Genomic DNA, 23,364 nt, shown 5'->3' with positions numbered 1-23,364 from the left:
GCCAACCGCTCCGCAGGAGCGATCACGACCTCCATCAGACCCTCGTTCCCTCGTGCACCGTGCGGTGCTCCACCGCGACGACGTCCCCCACCTCGACCGAGCGGTACGCCGCGTCGATCACGGCGAGCGTCGCGCGCGCCTCCTCGATGCCGTAGTCCGGCCGGTCCCCGGCCAGCAGCGCGTCGACCACGTGCCGCAGGTACGCCGCCGCGGCGACCTGCCCGGCGTCGGCCGCGATCGCCGTGCGCCCGCCCGGCCCGAACCGCGAGACCGCCGGGGCGTCGTCGTCGGCGACCGCGTGGCCGTGCGAGCCGAGCATCCGCACGGACGACGTCGTCGGCGTGCCGCCGGGCGCGAACGGGACGCGGCCGAGCGTGATCGTCGCGGTGACGCCGCGCTCCATCTCGAGCGTGACGACCGCCGTGTCCTCGACGTCGGCCGCGCGGTGCGGCTCGAGGAAGAGCGCCCCCGCGAACGCGTGCACCTCGACGGTGCGCAGGCCCGTGAGGTGGTGCGCGGCGTCGGCGCAGTAGCCGAGGAAGTTGAGCAGCTCCCCGCCCCCCGAGAGCGCGCGGTCGACCACGAGCTCGGGCCGCTCGACCGACGTCGCGAAGTGCGCGCCGGACGCGAGGAGCTCGAGGTCGAGGTGGCGCGGGAGGCCCACGTGCCCGGCGTCGACCCACGCGCGCAGGCGACGCAGCGCGGGCGCGTGCGTGCGGTTCACGACGGCGCACGTGCGGCCCGTGCGGGCGGCGACCTCGGCGAGGCGGTCGGCGTCGGCGAGGGTCGTCGCGACGGGCTTGTCGACGAGCACGTCGAGGCCGGCCTCGACGAGCGCGGTCGCGAGGCGTGCGTGCCGCGTCGGCTCGGAGCACACGACGACGAGGTCGACGGGCGACCCGAGCGCGTCCCCGACGGACGCGACGTCCGCGACCTCGGCCCACGCGACCCCGGCGCGCTCGGCGACGGCGCGCGAGTCGTCGCGCACCCAGCCGGGCGCGCCCGCCTCCTCGACGACGCCGACGAGCTCGACCCGCTCGTCCGCGGCGAGGATCCGCAGGTAGTCGGCGGCGTGGCGCACGGCCGAGGCGAACGCGACGCGCAGCGCGGCGGTCATGCCACCACCTCGGCGGGCAGGGGCTCCGCGTAGCCGGGCACGTCGGCGACGCGCTCGCGGCGCCCGGAGAGGAGCGAGCGCTGCGCGGCGAGCGCCGTCGCGAGCGCGGCGCGGACCTGGACCGTCGTGACGACCTGCGCCGCGTCGCCGCGCACGACGTCGAGCCAGTGCGCGAGCTGGAGGCCGAGCGCCCCCTCGACGGACACGGGCGGCGCGGTCGTCGCGTCGGAGTGCAGCCCGTCCTCCTCCGTGGTGGAGTGCGCCAGCGTGCCCTCGGTGCCCACGAGCACCACGCGCCGCACGAGCTCGCCGCGGCTGCGCAGCGCGTAGCAGAGCTCGAGCGTCGCGAGCGCGCCCGACGCGGTGCGCAGCTGCACGTGGAACGAGTCCGGCGACTCCATCTCGGGCGAGAACGTGCGGAAGCCGCGCGCGAAGACCTCGACGGGCTCGTCGTCGAGCAGCCACGTCGCGGCGTCCATGATGTGCGTGCCGTTGTGCACCGGGTGACCGCCGGAGAGCTCCGGGTCGAGCTGCCAGCCGCGCCACCCGCCCGGCCACGCGTGGCCGGTGTACCAGGAGATGTGCGCGAGGCGCGGGGTGCCGATCTCGCCGCGCCGCGCGGCCGCGGCGAGCGCGGTCACCGCGGGCTGGAAGCGGACCGTCTGCCCGACGACGAGCGTCGTGCCGCGGCCCTCGGTCGCGGCGACCATGGCGTCGAGCTGGGGGAGCGAGAGCGCGGCGGGCTTCTCGACCTGCACATGCTTGCCGGCCTCGCCCGCGGCGATCGTGTCGGGCGCGTGCGTCGGCGTGGCCGTCACGACGTCGACGGCGGACACCGCGTCGTCGGCGAGCGCGTCGTCGAGGCGGGTCGTCGCCCGCGCGCCGGGGACGAGCGCGGCGAGCGCCCGGGTCCGTGCGAGGTCGTGCCCGACGACCCAGCGCACGTCCGCCCCGGGGAGGGCGGCGAGCGCCGTGAGGTGCTCGCGCGCGAACGCGCCGATGCCGACGACCGCGACGCCGACGGCCGGGCGGGTCTCGCGGGGCGCCGGGCGGTCCGCCGGGAGGGGAGGTCTCACGCCGTGGTCACCCCGAGCGCTCGGTCGATGGGCTGGTAGTGCGACGCGACGGCGGCGCGGAACGCCTCGACGTCGCCCGCCTCCGCGGCGTCGAGCATCGCGCCGTGCGCGCGCGCCGTCTGGTCGAGGTCCGCGGCGACGGAGATCCCGAGCTTCGGGATGACGGCGGTGTGGACGTCCCAGAACGCGGCGACGAGCTGCCCGACGAGCGAGTTGTCGAGGCGGGAGAGCAGGCCCGTGTGGAACGCGCGGTCCTGCGTCGCGAACGACAGGCCGTCGGCGGCGGCGTCGACCATCTCGTCCACGAGGGCGTGGAGGTCCGGGTTGGAGGTGCCGGCGAGGCTCGCGACGATCCGCTCGGCCATCGACAGGTCGAGCGCCTGGCGCACCTCGACGACGTCGCGCAGCGCGCGCAGGTCGTCGCCGGGGGACAGGACGCCGCGGAAGACGAGCGCCTCGACGAGCGCGTCGAGCGACATGTTGCCCACGAAGGTCCCGTGGCCGTGCCGCACCTCCACGATGTCGAGGGTCGAGAGGGTGCGGATCGCCTCGCGCACGCTGGAGCGCGAGACGCCCAGGTGCTCGCACAGCTCGGCCTCGGTCGGCAGCGGGTCGCCCGGCCGCAGGCCCTCCCCGAGGATGAAGTCCTTGATCCGGTCGGCCGTCGTCGTGCGCCGCGGTGCGCTCGAGCCGTTGGTGCTCGTCGTGGAGGCGTCGAGCGTCGCGAAGCTCCTCCGCCGTGGTGTCGCCATCTTGACCCCTTCGGTTTCTGGTCCTAGTGTCATGCTACACAACGTCAGACATCAGACATCTTCTCTCTGAAGAGTCGTCGTCTTTCCTGTCAGGAGAACCAATGAAGCTTCATGTCAGCTCGCCTCCCGGTCGCAGGGGTGTTGCCGCCCTGGCCGCAGGCGTCGTCCTCGCCCTCGGCCTCGCGGCCTGCTCCACGGGCGGCGCCACGCAGGACGAGGAGACCCAGGGCAGCGCGGCCCAGGGCGAGATCGACCCCGACGGGGTGATCGAAGCCGGCATCTCGTACGCCCTCTCTGGTGGTTTCGACCCGATGACGACCAGCGGTGCCGTGACAGTAGCCGCCAACTGGCACGTCTTCGAAGGCCTCACGGAGATCGACCCCGCGACGCGCGACGTGTACGCCGCGCTGGGCACCGACCTGCCGGAGCAGGTCGACGACACGCACTACGAGGTCGACATCCGCGAGGGAGCACTCTTCCACGACGGCACGCCCGTCACCGTCGACGACGTCGTCTACAGCTTCGAGCGCGTGCTCGACCCGGAGAACGCGTCCCTCTACGCGGGGTTCATCGACTTCCTCGAGTCCGTGACGCCGGTCGACGAGGACACGGTGTCGATCAACCTCAAGTACCCGTTCAGCCTCGTGCCCGAGCGCCTCGCGGTCGTCAAGATCGTGCCGCAGGCCCTCGTCGAGGCCGACTACGAGGGCTTCAACGCCCTCCCCGTCGGCACCGGCCCGTTCACGATGACGGGCGCCACCCCCGAGGACAAGATCACCTTCGAGCGCTTCGACGACTACAACGGCCGTCGCCCCGCGCTCGCCAAGGGCATGGTCTGGAACCTGCTGTCCGACCCGGCCGCGCGCGTCACCGCCATGAGCTCCGGCACCGTCAGCGCGATCGAGGACGTCCCCTACATCGACGTCCCGACGCTCGAGGGCACCGTCGACGTCGAGTCCGTCCAGTCGTTCGGCACGCTCTTCATGATGTTCAACACGGACCTCGCGCCGTTCGACGACGTCCGCGTCCGCCAGGCGTTCTTCCACGCGCTCGACATGGACAAGATCATCGAGAACGGCCTGCTCGGCAACGGCGCCAAGGCGACGAGCTTCCTCCCGGAGAGCCACCCGAACTACCACGAGGCCTCCACGCAGTACGACTACGACCCCGAGAAGGCCAAGGCGCTGCTCGCCGAGGCCGGCGTGTCCGACCTGTCGATCACGCTGCTCACGACCGACACCGGCTGGGTCGCCGACATCGCGCCGCTCATCAAGGAGAACCTCGACGCGATCGGCGTCGACACCACGCTCGACATCGGCCAGTCCGCGGGCCAGTACTCCAAGGTCGACAACGGCGACCTGCAGGTGATGGTCGCCCCCGGTGACCCGTCGGTCTTCGGCAACGACCCCGACCTGCTCATGCGCTGGTGGTTCGGCGACAACGTGTGGTCCCAGTCCCGCTACCGCTGGAACGACGACCCGAAGTTCGCCGAGCTCCAGACGATCCTCGACTCGGCCGTCCGCACCTCGGGCGACGAGCAGCAGGAGCTGTGGAACCAGGCGTACGACCTGATCTCCGAGGAGGTGCCGCTGTACCCGCTGCTGCACCGCAAGCTGCCCACCGCGTGGGACAGCTCGCAGATCCAGGGCTTCAAGCCCCTGCCCGTCACGGGGCTGTCCTTCCTCGACGCCGGCGTGGTCAAGTAGCCGGACCGCAGTAGCCCGACCACCGGTCCCCTCGCCACGCCCCTGGCGAGGGGACCGGTCCCCAGAACGGAAGCCGTCATGCACCGCACCACCGCCACCCCGGGAGGACACCCGTGAGCGCGATCCTGCGCCTCGTCGGTCGCCGCCTCCTGCAGCTGCCGATCATGATCCTCGGCATCACGTTCCTCGTGTTCGTCGTGATGTCGTTCTCGAACGTCGACCCGGCCATCACGGCGCTGGGCGAGAGTGCGTCGGTGGAGGCGCGCGAGGCGTACCGCGAGGCGAACGGTCTCAACGACCCGCTCCTCGTCCGGTACGTCGCCTTCCTGGGCGGTCTGCTGCAGGGCGACCTCGGCACGTTCAGCGCGCGCCAGATCCCCGTCTTCGACGAGATCGCGCGCGCCCTGCCCATCACGCTCCAGCTCACGTTCCTCGGCCTCGCGGTCGCGGTGGTGTTCGCGCTGGTCCTCGGCGTCCTGGCGGCGCTCTTCCGTGACCGCTGGCCCGACAAGGCGATCCGCGTGGTCTCCGTGGCCTCGCTCGCGACGCCGTCGTTCTGGCTCGCCGTCCTCCTCATCCAGGCCGTCACGCTCGGCCTCGGGTGGCTCCCGGCGAGCGGCCCCCTGCCCGAGCCGTCGGAGGACCTCGGCGGGTACCTCGCGCGCATGGCGCTGCCCGCTCTCGCGCTCGCCGTGCCGGTCGTCGGCCAGCTCACGCGCGTGGTCCGCACGTCCGTCGTCGAGGAGCTCGACAAGGACTACGTGCGCACGGCGATCGGAGCCGGCGTCCCGCGCCACACCGTCATCGGGCGCAACGTGCTGCGCAACGCGCTCATCACGCCCATCACGGTGCTCGGCCTGCGCATCGGCTACCTCATCGGCGGCGCCGTCGTCATCGAGGTCATCTTCGCGCTGCCCGGCATGGGCACGCTCATCCTCAACGGGGTCACGAACAACGAGCCCAACCTCGTGCAGGGCGTGACCCTCACCGTGGCCCTCGCCTTCGTGCTCATCAACATCGTGGTCGACATGCTCTACGTGCTCGTCAACCCGCGGATCAGGACGGTGTGACGTGCGACGCCAGCTCACCGAACGACTCTCCCGCCCCGGCCTGCGCCTGCGCGCCCTGCCGCTGGGCTCCAAGATCGCCCTCGCCTTCGTCGCGCTGGTCGCGCTCGCCGCGGTCTTCGCGCCGCTCGTCGCGACCCACGACCCGCTCACGACGGGGACCCCGGTCCAGCCGCCGAGCGCCGAGAACTGGTTCGGCACCGACCGCCAGGGCCGCGACATCTTCGCGCGCGTCGTCTACGGCGCCCGCTACTCGCTCGTCATCGGCCTCGGCGCCACGGCGATCGCCCTCGCGGTCGCGGCCGTGCTCGGCTCGATCGCCGCGACGGCGAACAAGAAGGTCTCCGAGACGCTCATGCGCGTCCTCGACATCATCATGGCGTTCCCCGGGATCGCGCTGGCGGCGGTGCTCGTCTCCGTCTTCGGCCGCTCGCTCCCGGTGCTCGTCCTCACCATCGCGTTCCTCTACGTGCCGCAGCTCTCGCGCGTCGTGCGGGCCAACGTGCTCGACCAGTACGGCGAGGACTACGTCGCGGCGACGCGCGTCATGGGCGCGCGGACGTCGTGGATCCTCGCGAAGCACGTCGCGCGCAACTGCGCCGCGCCGGTGCTCGTGTTCACCACGGTCCTCGTCGCCGACGCGATCGTCCTCGAGGCGTCGCTGTCCTTCATCCAGGCGGGCGTCCCGGACCCCGAGCCGTCGTGGGGCAACGTCATCGCCGCGGGCCGCGACCTCGTCATGGGCGGCTACTGGTGGGCCACGTTCTTCCCGGGCCTCGCGATCATGCTCACCGTCCTGTGCCTCAACATCCTGTCCGAGGGCATGACGGACGCGATGGTCGCCGCCCCCCGCGCGACCCGCGCCACGCCGGCGAAGGCCGCCGCGACGGACCCCACGGCCGTCGCCGTCTCCGCCGAGCTCACGGCCCTGGACGCCGACGAGCCCGTCGAGACCGCCGACGAGGCGCGCCTCGTCGAGTCGGAGCCCGTCGTGCAGGACGTCGAGCCCGAGGTCGAGCACGTCGGCCGGGCGATCCCGCTCGCGGAGCGCCTCGCCGTGCTGCGCGGGACCGAGAGCGCGCGCGCCGACCGCCACGTGTACACGGGCGACGCCGAGCCGCTCCTCGAGGTGCGCAACCTGTCCATCCGGTTCCCCGCGCGCCACGGCGACGTCGCGGTCGTCGACGACGTGTCGTTCTCGGTGCGTCCCGGCGAGACGATGGCGCTCGTCGGCGAGTCCGGCTGCGGCAAGTCGATCACGTCGCTCGCCGTCATGGGCCTGCTCGACTCGTCCGCCCAGATCAGCGGCGAGATCCTCTACGGCGGCAAGAACCTGCTCGCCATGGGCAACCGCGAGCGCGCGTCGCTGCGCGGCACGGACATCGCGATGATCTACCAGGACGCGCTGAGCTCGCTCAACCCGTCGATGCTCATCCGCGCCCAGATGAAGCAGCTCACGCGCCGCGGCGGCACCCGCACGGCCGAGGAGCTCCTCGAGCTCGTGGGCCTCGACCCCGAGCGCACCCTCAAGAGCTACCCGCACGAGCTCTCGGGCGGCCAGCGCCAGCGCGTGCTCATCGCCATGGCGCTCACGCGCGACCCGAAGCTCATCATCGCGGACGAGCCGACGACGGCCCTCGACGTCACCGTCCAGGCCCAGGTCGTCGCGCTGCTCGACGAGCTGCGCGAGAAGCTCGGGTTCGCGATGGTCTTCGTCAGCCACGACCTCGCGCTCGTCGCGGAGATCGCGCACCGCATCACGGTCATGTACGCGGGCCAGGTCGTCGAGCAGGCGCCCACGGGCGAGCTGCTCGCCGACCCGCGCCACGAGTACACGCAGGGCCTGCTGGGCGCGGTGCTGTCGATCGAGCAGCGCTCGACCCGACTGCACCAGATCCCCGGCACCGTCCCGTCGCCGCGCGACTTCCCGACGGGCGACCGGTTCGCGCCGCGCTCGTCGCAGCCCGACCGCGGCCTCGACGTGCGGCCCGTCCTGCGGGCCGTGGACGACGACGGCCAGCACCTCGTCGCGATGCCGCCGGCCGAGCCGGTCGGCGCCGGCACCGCTCCGATCACCACGGGAGGGACGCGATGAGCGCCACCGACACGACCCCGCGCACCGGGGACGGCGCCGCGGGCGACCGCGAGACGCCCGTCGTCGAGCTGCGGAACGTGCACGTCGTCTTCACGTCCCGCACGGGCTCGCTGTTCCGCGCGAACCGCGTGCACGCGGTGAACGACGTCAGCGTCCAGGTGCGGCGCGGCAGCACGCTCGGCATCGTCGGCGAGTCCGGCTCGGGCAAGTCGACCATGGCGAAGGTGCTCGTCGGCCTCCAGGCGCCGACGGAGGGCGAGATCCGCTTCCGCGGCACGGCGGTCTCGAAGTACACGGCCGACGTGCGCCGCCGGGTCGGCCGCGTCGTGTCCGTCGTCTTCCAGGACCCCGCGACCGCGCTCAACGCGCGCATGCGGATCCGGGACGCGCTGCGCGACCCGCTCGACGTGCACCGCGTGGGCGACGCGGCGTCCCGTGAGGCACGCGTGCGCGAGCTCGTGCACCTCGTGGGCCTGCCGGAGTCGGCCCTCGACGCGCTCCCGGGCCAGCTCTCGGGCGGCCAGCGCCAGCGCGTCGCCATCGCCCGGGCGCTCGCGCTCGAGCCCGACGTGATCGTCGCCGACGAGCCGACGTCCGCCCTCGACGTGTCGGTCCGCGCCCAGATCCTCAACCTGCTCGCCGACCTCAAGGCCGAGCTCGACCTGGGGATGGTCTTCATCTCGCACGACATCCAGACCGTGCGGCACGTGTCCGACGAGATCGTCGTCATGCAGGGCGGCCGGATCGTCGAGTCGGGCCCCGCCGCGCGCGTGCTGGACGACCCGCAGGACGACTACACCCGCACGCTGCTCGCCGCGGCGCCCGCGCTGCTGTGAGCGGCGCGCCCCTCGCGGGGGCGGGACCCACCCAGACCCACACACCGCTGAACCCAGAACCGGAGCACCTCGTGACCAGCCCCACCTTCCGCGGGATCGTCCCGCCCGTCCTCACCCCGCTCACGACCGAGGGCGAGGTCGACGTCGCGTCGCTCGAGCGCCTCGTGGACCACCTCGTCACCGAGGGCGTGCACGGCCTGTTCGTGCTCGGGTCGACCGGCGAGGTCGCCTACCTGACCGACGAGCAGCGCGACCTCGTGGTGCGCACGGTCGTGCGCGCCGCCGACGGCCGCGTGCCCGTCATGGGCGGGGCGATCGACCTCACGACGGCGCGCGTCGTCGAGCGCGCGAAGGCCCTCGTGGCGGCCGGGGCGGACGCGGTCGTCGCGACGGCGCCCGTGTACGCGCTCAACGACCTCGACGAGATCGAGCGCCACCTGCGCGCGGTCGCCGCCGCCGTGGACGTCCCGCTGTTCGCGTACGACATCCCGGTCCGCGTGCGCACCAAGCTCCCGGCCGACCTCCTCGTGCGCCTCGGCGTCGAGGGCGTCCTCGCGGGCGTCAAGGACTCCTCGGGCGACGACGTCGGCTTCCGCCGCCTCGTCGCCGCGAACGCGGCCGCGGGCTCGCCGCTCGCGCTGTTCACGGGGCACGAGGTCGTCGTGGACGGCATGCTGCTGCTCGGCGCCGACGGCGTCGTCCCGGGCCTCGCGAACGTCGACGCGGGCGGCTACGTGCGCCTGTGGGACCTCGCCCAGGCCGGCAAGTGGGACGACGCGAAGCTCGAGCAGGACCGCATCGCGGCGCTCTTCGAGATCGTGTTCCAGGCGAAGGGCCGCTCGGGCGACGCCGCGGGCGTCGGGGCGTTCAAGATCGCTGCGCGCGCGCAGGGGCTCATCGACACCCCGACGCTCGCGTTCCCGGTCGAGGCGCTCGACGCCGACGTCGCGGCCCGCGTCGAGGAGATCACGCGTGCCGCAGGGCTCCTGGGTGACTGACGTCGTCGTCGGGGTCGACCTCGGCGGCACGAAGACCGCCGCCGCGACCGTCGGCCCCGACGGCGCGCTCGGCCCGGTGCGCACGGTGCCTACGCCCGGCCCGGCCGGTCCGGACGCCGTGCTCGACGCCGTGGCGGGCCTCGTGCGCGAGGTCGTCGCCGCCGTGCCGGTACGGGCCGGGCACGTCGCGCGCCTGCGCGGGCTCGGCGTCGGCACGGCCGGCGTGATCGACGTCGGCCGCGGGGTCGTCGTCTCGGCGACCGACACCCTCCCCGGCTGGCCGGGGACCGACGTCGCGGGCGGGCTGCGCCGCCGGCTCGCCGACCTCGCCGTCCCGGACGCGACCGGGGATCCGGCCCCCCTGCCCGTGTTCGTCGAGAACGACGTCGACGCGCACGCCGCGGGCGAGGTCTGGCTCGGCGCGGCCGCGGGCGCGCGCAGCGCGCTGCTCGTCGCGGTCGGGACGGGGATCGGGGGCGCCGTCGTGCTCGACGGCCGTCCCCTGCGCGGTGCGCACCACGTCGCCGGCGAGCTGGGCCACGCGCCCGTGCCGGGCGCCGAGCTCATGCGCTGCACGTGCGGGCGCGAGGGTCACGTCGAGGCGATCGGCGCGGGCCCCGCGATCCACCGCCGCTACCTCGCGCTCGGCGGCGACGCCGCGAGCCCGGACACGCGCGACGTCGTCGCGCGCGCCGTCGCGGGCGACGAGCTCGCGGTCTCGGTCGTGCGCGACGCCGCCCAGGCCGTGGGCCGGGCGGTCGCGGCCGTCGTCACGGTGCTCGACCCGGAGGTCGTCGTGGTCGGCGGCGGCATGGCGGGCGCGGGGGACCTGTGGTGGTCCGCGCTCGAGGACACGCTGCGCGCCGAGGTCGTCGACGTGCTCGCCGACCTGCCGCTGCGACCCGCCGCGCTGGGGAACGCGGCGGCCGTGGTCGGCGCGGCGCGCGGCGCGTGGAACCTGGTGGAGGACGTCACGACCGTCGGAGGGACGCGATGAGCACCGAGCACGAGACCCGGACCTGGACGCGCGAGAGCGTGCTCGACGCGATGCGCGGGCGCCTCACCGTGTCCTGCCAGGCGTACCCGGGCGAGCCGCTGCGCGACCCGCGCACGACCGCGCAGATGGCGCGCGCCGTCGTCGCCGGTGGAGCGGCGGCCGTGCGCGCGCAGGGCCTGGAGGACGTCGCGGCGGTCGTCGCCGCGGTGGACGTCCCGGTCGTCGGGCTCTGGAAGGACGGTGACGGCGGGGTCTTCATCACGCCGACGCTGGAGCACGCGCGCGCTGTCGCGGACGCGGGCGCGCACGTCGTCGCGCTCGACGGCACGCGCCGCGCGCGCCCCGACGGGCTGACCCTCGCGGAGACCGTCGCGCGCCTGCGCGAGACGACCGACGTGCTCGTCATGGCCGACTGCGGGTCGCTCGACGACGCGCTCGCCGCGCAGGACGCGGGCGTCGACCTGCTCGGCACGACCCTCGCGGGCTACACGGGCGAGCGCCCGAAGACCGAGGGCCCGGACCTCGAGCTCGTGGACGAGGTGGTCGCGGCGTGCTCGCTGCCCGTCGTCGTCGAGGGCCGCGTGCACACCCCGGCCCACGCCGCCGAGGCCATGGCGCGCGGTGCGTTCAGCGTGTGCGTGGGCACGGCCATCACGCACCCGACGACGATCACGTCGTGGTTCGTGGGCGCGGTCGAGCCCGGGGGCCGCTGACCGGCGTCACGCGCGTCCGCGGCGTCCGAGCACGCCGCGGACGTACGCGGCCTGGCCCGCGTGCTCCAGGCTGTCGACGGCGACGCTCACGAGCCGCACGCCCAGCGTCACCGGCGGGTCCCACGCGTCGTCCACGACGCGGTCGAGGTCGTCGTCCGTGAGCGCGGCGAGCACGTCCTGCGACTCGACCTGGACGGCGTGCGCGTAGCCGAGCAGGAGGTCGTCGCTCGCGCGCACGCGCCCCACGTCGGCCGCCGACTGCCCGTAGCCCGTCGCGTCGTCGTCGAACGGCAGGCCGAACCGCGCGGCCCAGCCGTCGCGCGTCCACACCTGCTCGCGCCCGACGGCGGCCGCGACCTGCGCGTCCTGGCCGCGGGCCAGGTGCCACGCGAGCCACGCGATCGAGTTGGCACCCGGGTCGAGGCGGGCGGCGAGCGCCTCCTCGCCGAGCCCGTCGACCGCGCGCGTCACGGTCGGGCCGATCCGTCCGAACAGGTCCTCCAGCAGCGTGCGGGCGTCCACGTGTCCCCCTCCGTCGTCGGTCACCTCCCGGCAGCCTCCGACGAGCCGCGCGCGGACGCGACCCGAACGGGGTCACCCGAGCGTGACGACGACCGTGCCCGCCTTGTGCTCGTGCTCCACGTGCCGGTGCGCGTCGGCCACGCGGTCGAGCGGGTACGCCCGGTCGACGACGGCCCGCAGCGTGCCCGCCGCGCCGCGCGCGAGCGCGTCGTGCAGGGTCGCGCGCTGGAGGTCGGTCGGCCGCAGCCCGGTGAACGCGACACGACCGCGCCGCCCGTGCGCGCGGCGTGCGGTCCACAGCGTGCGCCACAGGATGCCTGCCGAGGGCACGGTCGTGAGGTACACGCCGTCGTCCGCGAGCAGGTGCCGGCACCGCCGGTACGACGACGCGCCCGCGACGTCGAAGACGACGTCGTAGCGCGGCCGTCCCGGGTCGTCCGTCTCCGGCGCGGTCACGTCCCGCACGGTCCGGTCCACGACCTCGGCCGCGCCGAGCGCCCGGGCCAGGTCGAGGCCGCGCGGGCCGGTCACGGCGGTGACGTGCGCGCCCGCGTGCGCGGCGACCTGGACCGCGGCCGTCCCGACGCACCCCGACGCGCCGACGACGAGCACGCGCGTCCCCGGGCGCACCGTGGCGTGGTCGGTGAGGAACGGCAGCGCGGTGAGCGGCCCCGCCGCGAGGACCGCGGCCTCGACGTCGGTGAGCGCGTCGGGCGTCGGGACGACGGCGCTCGCGTCGGGCACGAGGACGAGCTCGGCGTGCGCCCCGGCGCCCATGCGCGTGAGCGCCGTGACCCGGTCGCCGACGGCGAACCGCGTGACCTCCTCGCCGACCGCGACGACCTCGCCCGCGACCTCGCCGCCGAGCACGGGGGAGCGCGGCCGGCGCAGCCCGAACGCGAGGCGCGCGAACCACGGCGAGCCCGCGCGCGCCGCGACCCCCGCCGCGGCGAGCGTGCTCGCGCGGTTGCGCACGAGCAGGTCGTGCGGCCCGGGCACCGGGTCGGGGAGCGTCGAGACGCGCACGACGTCGGGCCCGCCGTAGACCGGGGCCGTCGCCGCCCTCATCGGGTCGCCCTCCGCCTGCGCGGTCCGCGCCCGTCGGTGGCCTTGTCGGTGGCCCCGCCGACGTCACCGGCGGCGGGGCCGGCGGGGGCGTCGGTGTCGTCGTCGGGGTAGGCGAACACCTCGTCGAGCGTCGTGCCGAGCGCGCGGGCGATGAGGAACGCCGTCTCGAGCGACGGCGAGTAGCGTCCCTGCTCGATCGCGATGACGGTCTGGCGCGTGACGCCCACGCGCTCCGCGAGCTCCGCCTGCGTCATCTCGCCGCGCGCGAAGCGCAGCGCCCGGATCACGTTCGTGACGCGCGTCGGCTTGCCGCCCACGTCACACCCCCCGCCGGTAGGCCACGAGCGTGACGACGGACGAGACCACGGCCATGACGACGAACCCGAGGTAGATCGTGTTCGCGATCCAGAACGTGTCCGCGTCGGCGAGCGCGAGGACGAGCGCGCCGAGCGCCCCGCCGACGACGCCCCACTGGCCGGCGAGCGTGCCGCGGCGCGCGAGGTCGCGGTCGCGCTCGTCGGTGCGGAGGCTCTCGCTGGGGCGGGCGATCTCGACCAGGATGCGCACGACGATCCCGGCGACGACGGCGCCCGCGACCGACCACAGCAGAGGGCCGACGTAGGCGACGTCGGCGAGCGGGCCGCCGTCGGCCCGGGACAGCACGACCCCGACGTACGCGGCGTACACGACGACGCTCACGACGAGGTAGACCCACGTGCCCTTCTCCTCGTAGGACATGGCCGCTCCCGTCTCGACGTGACCTCGAAGTCAAAGATTGCTGACATCACGACGGTAAAGAAGAACGGACATCGTGTCAAGAGTTCTTGACATATATTCCTCGGCGCGGGACGGTTCACCGCCGTCCCGCTCGGGGAGCCGTCAGGGCCACGACCAGGGTGGTGGCCGCCCTCGTCGCGGACGTGGTCGTCCGGCGCCGTCGCCGCGCCCGTCCCGGTCGGCAGGCGGCTAGCGTTGTCCCGTCCCCGCGCGCCGCACCGGGCGCGCGGCGCCGTGCCAGCCGGAGGTGCCGATGGAGTTCCCGTTCAGCCTCACCGAGGAGCAGATCCTCTCGCTCATCGTCGTGGGCACGGTCGCGGTCGTCGCGATCGTCGTCGTGAACGCGCTCGCGCCCAAGGCCGGCGTCGCGGCGCCCCTGGTCCTCGTGGCCGTCGGCGTCGTCGTGAGCTTCGTGCCCGTCGTCCCCGAGATCGAGATCGAGCCCGAGTGGATCCTCGCCGGGATCCTGCCGCCGTTGCTCTACTCGGCCGCCGTGAGCCTGCCGACGATGGACTTCCGGCGCGACTTCACGGCGATCAGCGGGCTCTCGGTCGTGCTCGTGGTGCTCAGCACGGTGCTGCTCGGGTACCTCTTCACGTGGCTCATCCCCGGCATCCCGCTCGCCGCCGGGTTCGCGCTCGGCGCGATCGTCAGCCCCACCGACGCCGTCGCGACGTCGATCGTCAAACGGCTCGGCGCCTCACCGCGCGTCGTCACGCTGCTCGAGGGCGAGAGCCTGCTCAACGACGCGTCCGCGCTCGTGCTCCTCCGCTCGGCCATCGCCGCGATCGGCGTGTCGCTCGCGCACGACGGGGACCACGTGCCGGTGTCGCTCTGGGCGGTCGCGGGCGACTTCGTCTTCGCGGTGGTCGTCGCGGTCGCGATCGGGTTCGTCGTCGGCTTCGTCGGCCTGTTCGTCCGGCGGCGCCTCGCCAACCCGGCGCTCAGCACCGCGGTCTCGTTCGTCGCGCCGTTCCTCGCGTACCTGCCGTCCGAGGAGCTCGGCGCGTCGGGCCTCGTCGCCGTCGTCACGGCGGGACTCGTCACCGGCAACGGCGCGGCCAAGTACCTGCGACCCCAGCACCGGCTCGCCGAGGAGTCGAACTGGCGCACGGTCGAGCTGCTGCTCGAGGGCGCCGTGTTCCTCCTCATGGGCCTCGAGCTGTTCGCCCTCGTCACCGACGTCCGCGAGGCGGACGGGAGCCTGTGGCGCGCGGCAGGCATCGCGGCCCTCGCCGCCGTCGTCATCCTCGCGGTCCGCTCGGCCTACGTCACCACGCTCCTGCGGTCGCTCGCGCGGCGCGCACGGCGCGGCGAGTCGCTGCGCGGCGTCATCGCGGGCATGCAGGAGAAGCTCGACGCGAAGTACGGCCCGCCGCAGGCGCCGCTCGCCGCGGTCGACCCGTCGGGGCAGCGTCAGGACGTCGCGCGCACCGGCGGGCCGGGGGCGGTGCCGGAGGCCCGCGTCGGGCGCATCCGCCTCTCGCTGCGCCGCCGCGCCGCGGACATCGACTACCTCACGGCCGAACGGCTCGGGTGGCGCGAGGGCACGCTCCTCGTCTGGGCCGGGATGCGTGGCGTCGTCACGCTCGCCGCGGCCCAGACCCTCCCGCTCGACACGCCGCAGCGCTCGTTCCTCGTGCTCGTCGCGTTCGGCGTGGCCGCCGGGACGCTCGTCGTCCAGGGCGGGACGCTGCCGTGGGTCGTGCGCCGCCTCGGGCTCTCGGGCGGTCACTCGCGCGCCGACGAGGACCGCGGCGCCGTGCGCGCCGAGCTCGACGCCGCCGCGGTCGCCGTCATCGACGCGCCCGACCTGCGGCGCCCCGACGGCACGCCCTACGACGGCGACGTCGTCGCCCGCGTGCGCCGCGACGTCGTGCGCGAGCTCGAGAACCGCGACACCGACGCCGCGACGTCGGCCGACCTGTTCGCGCAGTACAAGGAGCTGCGCCTGCGCGCGATCGCCGCGCAGCGCGCCACGCTGCTCGAGGCCCGCACGTCCGGCGCCTACAGCTCGCAGGCGCTGCGCCACGCGCTCGACCTGCTCGACGCCGAGCAGATCGACCTCGAGATCCGCCGCGGCCCGTACGTCCCGGGCGACGACGACTGAGTCACCGGTGGTCGAGCGGGGGCGAGCTCAGGCAGAAGGGGTGGCCCTCCGGGTCGGCGTAGACGCGGAACAGGTCGTCGGGGTGGCCTTCCTCCGCCGGGGTGCCCGTCAGCGGGCGTGCCCCGCACGCGAGCGCGTGCTCGTGCGCCGCCGCGAGGTCCGGCACGTCCAGGTCGACGTGGACCCGGGCGCCGCCCGGCCACGGCGGCACGGCCGCGTCGGAGCGCTGGAACGCCAGGCGTGACGCGCCGCCCGGGACCTGGAGCGAGAGCCAGTCGTCGCCCTCCGGGTCGACCTCCTCGTGGCCGGGCGTGTACTCCCAGCCGGTGAGGCCGCGGTAGAACTCGGCGAGCCCGCGCGGGTCGCGCGCGTCGACCGTGACGTTGCGCAGGCGCAGGGGCCGCGGGTCGTGCACCGTCAGCCGACCTGCTCGCGCAGCCACGCGACGTCCGCGGGGACGTCCGCGTGCGTCTCGCACACGACCGACGTCCCGGCGGCGTGCACGACGCCGAGCAGGAGGTCAGGGTCGATCGAGCCCGAGGTCAGGCCCGCGTGCCGGTCCGCGCCGGAGCCCGCGGCGTCGCGGCTGTTGTTGAGGTGCACGAGGTCCACGCGGCCCGTGATCGCGCGGACCTGCTCGACCGCCGTCGTGAGGTCGATGCCGCCCGCCCACGCGTGGCACGTGTCGAGGCAGAACCCGACGTTCGCGGCGCCGTCGGACTGCTGGATCGCCGCCCACAGGCCCTCGATGCGGTCGAGGCGGCGCGCCATCGAGAAGTCGCCGCCCGCGGTGTTCTCGACGAAGACGGTGACGTCGGTCTCCAGGGCGTCGATCGCCTTGCGCCAGTTGTCGAACCCCTTCGCCGGGTCGTCCTTCGCGGTGACGTGCCCGCCGTGGACCACGACGCCGACCGCGCCGACCGCCGCCGCGCCGTCGACGATCTGCTGCAGCAGCTTGCGGCTCGGGATGCGGATGCGGTTGTTCGTGCTCGCCACGTTGATGACGTACGGCGCGTGCACGACGAGCTCGAGGCCCGCCGCCGCGGCGGCGTCCTTCAGGGCCTCCGCGCCGCCCGGGAACGTGAACTCCGGTCCCTTCCAGGACTGCGGGTCGCCGAGGAAGATCTGGGCGACGTCCGCACCGATGCTCGCGGCCTGCGCGATGACGTCCGACTGGTCGAGGTGGGCTCCGATCCGCATGGGACCAACCTACGCGGCCCCGCCCACGCCGCGTCGCGGACGGCCACGTCGCGCCGCCGACGATCACGCCGGGTCACCAGCCGGTGCTGCCCCGGCGGATGACGTCGCGACGCAGGTCGAGCAGCGCGGCGCGGGCCCGGCGACGGCGGTCGGCCGGGTCGATCGTGAGCTCGTCGCCCGCGTTCGCGCGACGTCGCGGCTCGCCGTGCGTGTTGAGCTCGCCCGCGCCGTGCTCCGGGCTCGGGGTGCGCGAGGCGACGGCGCCGACGGTCGGGCCCGTCACGGGGGTGCTGGGCGCGGGGGCGGAGAAGAGCGGGCGGTGGTCCGGCACGGTGGCCTCCTCGGCCGCGGTCGCGCACGGCGACCGCGGAGGTCGGGACGGATGTGGTGCGCCGGGCCCGGGGCCCGGCGCACCTCCATCGTGCGACCGCGACGTTTCCCCGTGCCGTCCGCGGCGTTTCGGTCGTGTTGCGCCCACCCGCCCCGCGCCGAACACGGGGTTGCTGTCGTTATCGGGGCGATAACGACAGCAACCCCGTGCTCGACCGCGAGGAAGGTCGTGCTCGGGTCAGGAGGGTCCGCGGCCGCGGCACGCGGCGACCGTCTCGCCCTCGACGTCGACCGACGCCGCCCAGTGCCACGCCGGGGGCAGCGCGGCGAGCGCGGCCGCGGGGACGTGCACGGCGTCGAGACCCGACCCGTCCGGCGTCGGCGGCACGACCTCCCACGAGATCGCGCCGTCCGCCGTCCGCTCGACGCGGAACGGCGACCGGTACGCGCCCAGGTCGCTCCCGTCCCAGGTCTCGAGCCGCAGGACGAGCGCCGCGTCGAGCGGGCCGTCGACGGCGGTGCCCGGCGCGACGTCGAGCGCGAACGAGGCGTCGAGGCCGGGCTCGTCGGACGCGCCCGCGGGGAGCGGCGACGGGCGGGTCACGCCCCACCGGGTCACCGTGCCGGGCATCGTCCAACCGGTCAGGTGCACGTCGTCCACCGTCAGCGGCGAGCCCGCGGTCGTGGTCGGGGTGCACGACGACGTCCAGACCTCGCCGCTCGTGACCGTCGCCGGGCCGAGGACGAACACCGCGCTGCCGACCGAGAGCACGGTGGCCGCGCCCGTGACGGCGCGCGACGGCGTCGGGCCGCCCGGACCGGTGCCCGGGCCGAGGAACGGGACGGGCGGGCGCACGCGCTGCAGAACGACGGTGTCGCACAGCGAGTCGGCGAACGTGCGCCGCTGCGGGTGCCACAGCGGCCGGAGGAACCCGAGGTAGAGCAGCGCGTCGAGGACGTGCGCGAGGTCGCGCAGCACGGTGCGCACCAGGCCGGCGGGGCGCTCGGTCGTGGCGTGCACGACGACGATCCCCACCGTCCGCTTGCCCGGCGACGCACCGGTCCACGCCTGCAGCGCGAGGAGGGCGGCGGTGGTGCCGAGCGCCCACCACGTGCCTCCGGGGACGGGCTGCTCCGTGGTGACGCCGAACGTGATCACCGGGATCCAGGCCACCTCGTAGGCCGGGCCGACGGCGACGAACAGCACGGCCGCGACGATCGCCGTGTCGAGCAGCGACGCGACGACGCGGCGCGACCAGCTCGCGTACACGTCGCGTGGCACGGGCGGCTCGAGGCCGGGCAGGCTCGGGTCGAGGTCTCCGGCTCCGACGCCGTGCGTCGGCCCCCTGCCGGTCGGGGCGTCGATGGCCACGCGCCGATCCAAGCACACCCCGCCGAGAACGGGGTTGCTGTCGTTATCGGGGCGATAACGACGGCAACCCCGTGGTCGACCGCGAGGAAGGTCGTGCTCGCCGGGTCAGCGGAAGGCGTGCCGCCTGCCCGCGACGACGGTCGCGAGCACCGGGACCATGAGCGCGAGCGAGACCCACGGGAGACCGGCCGGCCCGGCGACGGCGAGCGCCGCCCCGCCGACCGCCCCGCCGAGCGCGACGGACGTGTTCCACACGGTCACGAGCGCAGACTGAGCGACGTCGGCCCCGTCGCCCGCGGCCCGCGCCGCGGCGGTCGTGTAGAGCGTCCCGGCGCCGCCGAACGCGAAGCCCCACGCCGCGACGGCGAGCACGACGACCACCGTCGACGTCGGCGCGAGGCCGAGCGCGAGCATGGCGAGCGCGAACACGACGACGGACCCGAGCGTCAGCGCGCGCAGTCGCCGGTCGATGAGCGCGCCGACGAGCACGAGCGCCCCCGCCGAGGCGGCGCCGAGGACGAGGAGCAGCGCGCTCGTGCGCGACTCCTGGCCGAGGTGCGCGAGGTGCACGGCCACGTACGTGTACAGCGACGTGTTGGCGAGCACGTTGAGCCCGGTGACCAGCAGCACGGGCCGCAGCCCCGGGCGGGGGAGCACGGCGCGGATCGTGAGGCGGTCGTCGCGCGAGGTGCCCGCCGCGGACGGCACGCCGAGCCGGACCCACGCGAGCAGGGCGAGCGCGACGAGCGAGAGGAGGCCGAACGTCCAGCGCCACCCGAGCGCGGCACCGAGCACGGCGCCCGCGGGGACGCCGAGCGTGAGCGCGAGCGGCCCGCCGGCCATGGCGATCGTCATCGCGCGCCCGACGCGCTCGGCGGGCACGATGCGCCGCACGTACCCGGGCAGCAGCGCCCACGTGAGACCGGCGACGAGACCCGCGCCGAACCGCGCGACGAGCGTCAGGGTGAACGACGACGACACCGCCGTGACCGTGTTCGCGACGACGAACCCCGTGATCGTCACGAGGAGCAGCGTGCGGCGGTCCCACCGCGCGGTGGCCCGCGTGAGCGGGATCGCGGCGACGATCGCGCCGACCGCGAACGCGGTGACGGTCTGCCCGGCCGCGCCGGCCCCGACGCCGAGGTCGGCGGCCATCGCGGGCAGCACGCCCGCGGGCAGGATCTCGGTGAGCAGCGTGAGGAAGCCCGACGCCGCGAGCGCGAGCAGCGCGCCGACGGGCAGCGTGCGTCGCAGGCGGGACCGGGTGTGCGGAGCGCCGGACGAGGGCGTGCCGGGGTCCGGGACGGAGGCGGTGACGTCGTGCGTGGGTGTGCTCGTCGTGGACATGGGGTTAGCATCGATGTCTGACATTGATGTGAAGGTCAAGCACCCCGCTGAGATGAGGTGGATCACGTGCGGATCGGCGAGCTGTCCCGGCGCACCGGGACCCCGACGCGGCTCCTGCGCTACTACGAGGAGCAGGGCCTGCTGACCCCCGAGCGGGCCGAGAACGGGTACCGCGAGTACGGCGAGCACCTCGTCGACCGCGTGCTCCAGATCCGCGGGCTGCTGGAGGTCGGCTTCACGACGCGGATCATCAAGGAGTTCCTGCCCTGCCTCGGGAACGCCCCGGAGATCCACCTGCACAACGCCTACCCGGACAAGATCGCCCTCCTCGAGACCGAGCTCGCGCGCCTCGAGGACCGCATCCGCATCCTCGAGAAGAACCGCGACGCCATCGCCGACTACCTCGAGCGCATCCGCCCCTTCGCGCAGCGCCCCGAGGACCGCGTCCCCGCCCGCGCTGCCATGAGCGCGGGTACCGCTTCCCCGCCGAACACGGGGTTGCTGTCGTCATCCCCGCGATAACGACAGCAACCCCGTGCTCGACGGCGCACAAGCCCGTTCTCGGCGGGCATGGCGGGGCGGCAGTGGCTCCGCGGGCGGCGGGGCGGCAGTGGCGGGGCGGTGGCTCGGCGGGGCGGCGCCCTACGCTGACGCGCATGGACCTCGCACGCTCCGTCCCGCTGTTCGTGCTCGCCGCGCTGCTGGAGATCGGCGGGGCGTGGCTCGTGTGGCAGGGGCTGCGCGAGCACCGCGGCTGGCTGTGGATCGGCGCGGGCGTCGTCGCGCTGGGGCTGTACGGCGTCGTCGCGACGCTCCAGCCGGACGCGCACTTCGGCCGCATCCTCGCTGCGTACGGCGGGGTGTTCGTCGCGGGGTCGCTCGCGTGGGGCATGGTCGTGGACGGCTTCCGCCCCGACCGGTGGGACGTCGCGGGTGCGCTGCTGTGCCTCGCCGGCGTCGCCGTCATCATGTACGCGCCGCGCGCGGAGTAGACGTCGTTCGAGCCGCGCGCCGTCGTCGAGCACGACGTTCCTCGCCGTCGAGCACGGGGTTGGTGACGTGATCGGCGGGATGACGACACCAACCCCGTGCTCGGCGGGTGAGAGCGGTCAGCGCAGCGGGTCGAAGGGGCGGATCTCGTCCGGGGTCTCGCCCGTGGTGACCAGGTGCGCGAGCGCGCGGCCGGTCGCGGGGCCCAGGACCATGCCCCACATGCCGTGGCCGCCCGCGACGTACACGCCGCGCGTGCGGGTCGCGCCGACGAGCGGGAGGCCGTCAGGCGTGACGGGCCGCGAGCCGACCCACTCGTCGTGGCGGTCGTCGAGGTCGACGCCCTGGAAGAGGTGCCGCACGGACGCGAGGATCGCCTCGATGCGCCGGGGCTGGAGCGGCTCGTCCGGGCCGCGGAACTCCATGGTCCCCGCGATGCGGAAGCGGCCCTGGTACGGCGTGCACGCGACGCGACGCGCGGGCAGGTAGATCGGCGTGTCGACGGGCTCGTCGGTCTTCACCGTGAACGAGTAGCCGCGCCCCGCCTGCACGCGCGTGCGCACGCCGAGCGGCGCGGCGAGCGAGGGCAGCCACGCACCGGTCGCGAGCACGACGGCGTCGCCCCGCAGCACGACGCCCTCCTCGCGGTCGGCGGGGGAGCCGGCCCGGCGCGGCGCCCCGGCGTGCGGCCCGACGCCGTCGGTCACCCCGGGCCCGTCGCTCGCCCCGGCGCCCACGAGGGCGGGGTGCCGGGCGGCGTCGGGGTGCACTGCGCGCGCGAAGACGCACGCGCCGAGGCGGCCGGGCTCGACGTCGAGCACGTCGAGGCCGGTGAGGATGGTGCCGCCGCGGGCGCGCACGGAGTCGGCGAGCGCGTGGACGTACGGTCCGGGCTCGAGGAAGCGCTGGCCCTCGAGGGCGTAGACGGTGGAGACGCGGTCGGTGAGCTGGTAGGCGCGCTCCCCGGCCTCGACGCGCCGGACCGGGACGGTCTGCCCGGCGGCCGCGACGTGCTCGAGCTCGCGCAGGAAGGGTCGGGCCTCGCGCGCGTGCTCGAACGCGACGGTGAACGGCCCGGGCGTCGTGCCGGCCTCGACGCCGTGACCGAGGCTCCCGCCGGCGGCGAGCTCGTCGAACGCGTCGAGCGCGACGCGGTCGATCGGGGTGAGCGCCGCCATCGCGCGGTCCCAGCGGCGCTGCGTCGCGTGCGCCATGAAGCGCGCGAAGAACGACCACAGGCGCGGGTCGAACCGGACCGGGACGTGGAGGGGCGCGGCCGGGTCGAGGAGCGCGCGCGGACCGTAGGTCCACAGCGACGGGTCGGCCAGGGGCATCGCCATGCCGGGCGTGAGCCACCCGGCGTTGCCCCACGACGAGCCGGCGGCGACGCCCTCGCGGTCGACGACGGTGACCTCGACGCCCTGCTCCTGCAGGTGCCACGCGGTGGCGAGGCCGACCATGCCGGCGCCGACGACGACGGCGGTCCGGGGTGCGGGGTGCCGGTCCGACGCGGACCGGCCGGGACGGGGACGAGAGGTGGTGCTCACGCCGGGCTCCTTCGACCGACGCCCGCCCCGCGGGTGGCGGGGCGGGCGCGTGGCTGGTGTGCGGCGGGATGGTGCCGCACACCTTCAGCGTGGTCGATCCTTCGGTGTGCGGCAAGATGTGACGCAGGATCGTCGTCGACGGCCGCCATTGACGACGACTCTTCGAACCGCGACCGGAGGAGACCCGCCGTGCCGAAGGATCTTCGACCCGCCGTCCTGGACGACGTCGACCGCCGCATCCTCGACGTCCTCGTCACCGACGCGCGGGCGACGAACGCGGCGATCGCCGCCCGTGTCGGGATCGCCGCCTCGACGTGCCACGCGCGCGTGCGCTCGCTCGTGGACCGCGGCGTGATCCGCGGCTTCCGCGCCGACGTCGACCCGGCGGCGCTCGGTCGCGGGCTCGAGGCGCTCATCGCGATCCGCCTCCAGGCGGGCGCGCGCAAGGGCCTCGAGGCGTTCCGGGACTACCTGCTCACGCTGCCCGACGTCGAGGGCGTGTTCTTCGTGACCGGCGACCGCGACTTCCTGCTGCACGTGGCCGTCGCGGACTCGGACGCGCTGCGCGACCTGGTCTCCAAGACGCTGAGCGTCCGGCCGGAGGTCGCGGGGACGAGCACGACGGTGATCTTCGAGCACGCGCGACCCTGACGGCGCGTGTCCCGGAGCGGCCGGGTCCACGGTCCCGCCCTCGCTGCGACGGGACGCGTGCCGGGGCACGGCGCTGTGAGCACCCCGGTGAAC

The 23,364-nt window shown here is 74.9% G+C and carries 23 protein-coding genes and 1 pseudogene; 11 read left to right on the top strand and 13 right to left on the bottom strand.

All coding sequences use genetic code 11. The features are described from left to right. Positions 1-34: 34 nt before the first annotated feature. The 3 genes from GJV82_RS07670 to GJV82_RS07660 are packed head-to-tail and all read right to left on the bottom strand — an operon-like array spanning position 35 to position 2,945. On the bottom strand, positions 35-1,117 hold the full coding sequence (locus tag GJV82_RS07670) for a Gfo/Idh/MocA family protein (protein ID WP_155098808.1): 1,083 nt from the start codon (positions 1,115-1,117) through the stop codon (positions 35-37). After that, positions 1,114-2,193: a Gfo/Idh/MocA family protein gene (locus GJV82_RS07665; RefSeq protein WP_115941605.1), complete on the bottom strand. Its 1,080-nt coding sequence runs from the start codon at positions 2,191-2,193 to the stop codon at positions 1,114-1,116. The genes GJV82_RS07670 and GJV82_RS07665 overlap by 4 nt, the downstream gene beginning before the upstream one ends. After that, positions 2,190-2,945 carry a FadR/GntR family transcriptional regulator gene (locus GJV82_RS07660; protein ID WP_115941606.1) on the bottom strand — a complete coding sequence of 252 codons (756 nt, stop codon included), beginning with the start codon at positions 2,943-2,945 and terminating at the stop codon, positions 2,190-2,192. The genes GJV82_RS07665 and GJV82_RS07660 overlap by 4 nt, the downstream gene beginning before the upstream one ends. Positions 2,946-3,046: 101 nt before the next feature. On the opposite strand from GJV82_RS07660, the gene GJV82_RS07655 reads away from it, so the two are divergent. The 7 genes from GJV82_RS07655 (at position 3,047) to GJV82_RS07625 (ending at position 11,357) form a co-directional block, all read left to right on the top strand. Then, on the top strand, positions 3,047-4,651 hold the full coding sequence (locus GJV82_RS07655) for an ABC transporter substrate-binding protein (RefSeq protein ID WP_115941607.1): 1,605 nt from the start codon (positions 3,047-3,049) through the stop codon (positions 4,649-4,651). A 113-nt stretch (positions 4,652-4,764) separates the two neighbouring features. Beyond that, positions 4,765-5,721 carry an ABC transporter permease gene (locus GJV82_RS07650; RefSeq protein WP_318657405.1) on the top strand — a complete coding sequence of 319 codons (957 nt, stop codon included), beginning with the start codon at positions 4,765-4,767 and terminating at the stop codon, positions 5,719-5,721. A 1-nt stretch (position 5,722) separates the two neighbouring features. Further along, positions 5,723-7,813 carry a dipeptide/oligopeptide/nickel ABC transporter permease/ATP-binding protein gene (locus tag GJV82_RS07645; protein ID WP_318657404.1) on the top strand — a complete coding sequence of 697 codons (2,091 nt, stop codon included), beginning with the start codon at positions 5,723-5,725 and terminating at the stop codon, positions 7,811-7,813. Further along, positions 7,810-8,649: an ABC transporter ATP-binding protein gene (locus GJV82_RS07640; RefSeq protein ID WP_115941609.1), complete on the top strand. Its 840-nt coding sequence runs from the start codon at positions 7,810-7,812 to the stop codon at positions 8,647-8,649. Before GJV82_RS07645 ends, GJV82_RS07640 begins: the two co-directional genes overlap by 4 nt. A gap of 71 nt (positions 8,650-8,720) precedes the next feature. Continuing rightward, on the top strand, positions 8,721-9,647 hold the full coding sequence (locus GJV82_RS07635) for a dihydrodipicolinate synthase family protein (protein WP_024840018.1): 927 nt from the start codon (positions 8,721-8,723) through the stop codon (positions 9,645-9,647). Further along, on the top strand, positions 9,640-10,644 hold the full coding sequence (locus tag GJV82_RS07630) for an ROK family protein (RefSeq protein WP_196217203.1): 1,005 nt from the start codon (positions 9,640-9,642) through the stop codon (positions 10,642-10,644). Before GJV82_RS07635 ends, GJV82_RS07630 begins: the two co-directional genes overlap by 8 nt. Beyond that, the gene (locus tag GJV82_RS07625) at positions 10,641-11,357 is read left to right on the top strand and encodes an N-acetylmannosamine-6-phosphate 2-epimerase (RefSeq protein ID WP_155098806.1); all 717 of its coding nucleotides are present in this window, start codon (positions 10,641-10,643) and stop codon (positions 11,355-11,357) included. The genes GJV82_RS07630 and GJV82_RS07625 overlap by 4 nt, the downstream gene beginning before the upstream one ends. A 6-nt stretch (positions 11,358-11,363) precedes the next feature. Here GJV82_RS07625 and GJV82_RS07620 read toward each other — a convergent pair whose 3' ends face one another. The 4 genes and pseudogenes from GJV82_RS07620 to GJV82_RS07605 form a co-directional block, all read right to left on the bottom strand. Continuing rightward, positions 11,364-11,903 (bottom strand): mycothiol transferase, encoded by a 540-nt coding sequence (locus tag GJV82_RS07620; protein ID WP_231492813.1) that lies wholly within the window; start codon positions 11,901-11,903, stop codon positions 11,364-11,366. Positions 11,904-11,951: 48 nt separating this feature from the next. Next, the gene (locus GJV82_RS07615; RefSeq protein WP_155098805.1) at positions 11,952-12,947 is read right to left on the bottom strand and encodes an NAD(P)-dependent alcohol dehydrogenase; all 996 of its coding nucleotides are present in this window, start codon (positions 12,945-12,947) and stop codon (positions 11,952-11,954) included. A gap of 98 nt (positions 12,948-13,045) precedes the next feature. Next, positions 13,046-13,264: pseudogene (locus GJV82_RS19980) on the bottom strand (helix-turn-helix transcriptional regulator); the annotation flags it as partial. A gap of 1 nt (position 13,265) precedes the next feature. Further along, complete coding sequence (locus GJV82_RS07605; RefSeq protein WP_115941614.1) at positions 13,266-13,685, bottom strand: hypothetical protein; 420 nt, start codon at positions 13,683-13,685, stop codon at positions 13,266-13,268. A 292-nt stretch (positions 13,686-13,977) separates the two neighbouring features. On the opposite strand from GJV82_RS07605, the gene GJV82_RS07600 reads away from it, so the two are divergent. After that, positions 13,978-15,834, top strand: coding sequence for a cation:proton antiporter (locus GJV82_RS07600; RefSeq protein WP_155098804.1), 1,857 nt, complete (start codon positions 13,978-13,980; stop codon positions 15,832-15,834). Between the two features lies 1 nt (position 15,835). Here the strand turns inward: GJV82_RS07600 and GJV82_RS07595 are convergent, their stop codons facing one another. The 5 genes from GJV82_RS07595 to GJV82_RS07575 all read right to left on the bottom strand — a co-directional run bounded on the left by GJV82_RS07595 (position 15,836) and on the right by GJV82_RS07575 (position 20,083). After that, a complete protein-coding gene (locus tag GJV82_RS07595; protein WP_318657403.1) occupies positions 15,836-16,276 on the bottom strand; it encodes a VOC family protein in 441 nt (146 codons plus the stop codon). Continuing rightward, a complete protein-coding gene (locus GJV82_RS07590; protein WP_155098803.1) occupies positions 16,252-17,034 on the bottom strand; it encodes a deoxyribonuclease IV in 783 nt (260 codons plus the stop codon). The genes GJV82_RS07595 and GJV82_RS07590 overlap by 25 nt, the downstream gene beginning before the upstream one ends. Before the next feature lie 73 nt (positions 17,035-17,107). Continuing rightward, a complete protein-coding gene (locus GJV82_RS07585) occupies positions 17,108-17,365 on the bottom strand; it encodes a hypothetical protein (RefSeq protein ID WP_115941616.1) in 258 nt (85 codons plus the stop codon). A gap of 237 nt (positions 17,366-17,602) precedes the next feature. Further along, positions 17,603-18,736, bottom strand: a complete 1,134-nt coding sequence (locus GJV82_RS07580; RefSeq protein WP_196217202.1) for an RDD family protein — start codon at positions 18,734-18,736, stop codon at positions 17,603-17,605. A gap of 105 nt (positions 18,737-18,841) precedes the next feature. Beyond that, positions 18,842-20,083 (bottom strand): MFS transporter, encoded by a 1,242-nt coding sequence (locus GJV82_RS07575; RefSeq protein ID WP_155098801.1) that lies wholly within the window; start codon positions 20,081-20,083, stop codon positions 18,842-18,844. A 66-nt stretch (positions 20,084-20,149) separates the two neighbouring features. Between GJV82_RS07575 and GJV82_RS07570 the strand changes: the two genes are divergently transcribed. Together GJV82_RS07570 and GJV82_RS07565 are read left to right on the top strand one after the other, a co-directional pair. After that, the gene (locus GJV82_RS07570) at positions 20,150-20,605 is read left to right on the top strand and encodes a MerR family transcriptional regulator (protein ID WP_318657402.1); all 456 of its coding nucleotides are present in this window, start codon (positions 20,150-20,152) and stop codon (positions 20,603-20,605) included. A gap of 134 nt (positions 20,606-20,739) precedes the next feature. Continuing rightward, a complete protein-coding gene (locus GJV82_RS07565) occupies positions 20,740-21,075 on the top strand; it encodes a YnfA family protein (protein ID WP_024840005.1) in 336 nt (111 codons plus the stop codon). A gap of 117 nt (positions 21,076-21,192) precedes the next feature. On the opposite strand, the gene GJV82_RS07560 is transcribed toward GJV82_RS07565, so the two are convergent. Further along, the gene (locus GJV82_RS07560; protein ID WP_155098800.1) at positions 21,193-22,620 is read right to left on the bottom strand and encodes an NAD(P)/FAD-dependent oxidoreductase; all 1,428 of its coding nucleotides are present in this window, start codon (positions 22,618-22,620) and stop codon (positions 21,193-21,195) included. A 189-nt stretch (positions 22,621-22,809) separates the two neighbouring features. Here GJV82_RS07560 and GJV82_RS07555 point away from each other — a divergent pair, with 189 nt between their 5' ends. After that, the gene (locus GJV82_RS07555; RefSeq protein ID WP_024840003.1) at positions 22,810-23,271 is read left to right on the top strand and encodes an Lrp/AsnC family transcriptional regulator; all 462 of its coding nucleotides are present in this window, start codon (positions 22,810-22,812) and stop codon (positions 23,269-23,271) included. Positions 23,272-23,364: the final 93 nt, after the last annotated feature.

It is taken from the genome of Cellulosimicrobium composti, assembly GCF_009711085.1.
GTDB lineage: Bacteria > Actinomycetota > Actinomycetes > Actinomycetales > Cellulomonadaceae > Cellulosimicrobium > Cellulosimicrobium composti.
Note: the sequence above shows the minus strand (reverse complement) of the source record. Positions and strands in the feature narration are given on the sequence as shown.